This window comes from Luteimonas huabeiensis HB2 (assembly GCF_000559025.1).
Classification (GTDB): domain Bacteria; phylum Pseudomonadota; class Gammaproteobacteria; order Xanthomonadales; family Xanthomonadaceae; genus Luteimonas; species Luteimonas huabeiensis.
Genome location: NZ_JAAN01000050.1, coordinates 1 through 849, shown reverse-complemented (window position 1 = coordinate 849; position 849 = coordinate 1). Strand labels below are relative to the sequence as shown.

The window sequence follows — 849 nt, the reverse complement described above, 5'->3', positions numbered from 1 at the left end:
GGCGCCACCGTCCAGTCCGGCGTGCAGGCCGCCGGCGAGGCGGCGGCCACGGTCCGGCAGGCGCGCGCCGGGGCGGAGGCGCTGGTCGACCACGGGCAGGGCTGGGCGCAGTACCAGGGGGCCCGGGCCGGGGCCGCGGGCCTGCGCGGGCTGGGCAGCCTGGTGGGGCTGGTCTCGGATTCGGCGCGGCAGGACCTGGAGGCGCGCGCGGAGCGGCTGGCCGCGCAGGGCGAGCAGGCGCGCGAACGCAACCGGGGCGAGGCCGCGGCGGCGCTGGCGCAGGGGCAGGCGGAGGCCGGCGCATGGCGCGCATCGGCCGCCGCGGCGGGCACGGGCGCGCGCGAGGCGCTGCAGCAGGCCGGCGCGGCGCACCGCGGCGCCCTGGTCTACGTGGGCGAGCGGCTGGACGCGGGCCTGGAGGTCGCGGGCGCGCGGATCGCAGGCGTCGCTGCGCGCGCTCCGACCGTCGGCGCGACGATGGGCGGCACCACCGGCTTCATCGGCGCCGCCGGCGTGACCTACCATCCCGGCCTGGGCGGCGGCGCGAACGTCTACAGCACGGTGCGATTGGCCGCCGAAGCGCGCGAGGGCGTGCAGGAGGCGGTGGGCCGGCACGGGATGGGCACGGCGATGATCCCGAGCCTGGAGCGCGAGATCGCGCAGCGGGAACAGGCCGCGCGCGAACTGCTGCAGCGCGAGCGCGAGGCGTCGCGGCAGGCGCCGCAGCGCGAGGCTGATGCGGCCGGGTGGCCGGAGCGCGCATCGCTGCGGGGCGAGTTCGGCGGCGTGGTGGAGCGCCTGCTGGCCGCGGCGAAGCGCGGCGATGGTGCCGCGTTCTCGCAGGTCTCC

At 80.1% G+C, this 849-nt stretch carries 1 protein-coding gene; it reads left to right on the top strand.

What is annotated here, in order from left to right; translation table 11 throughout:
* On the top strand, window positions 1–849 hold an 849-nt coding region (locus Z164_RS22885; protein ID WP_043690998.1), incomplete at both ends, for a hypothetical protein.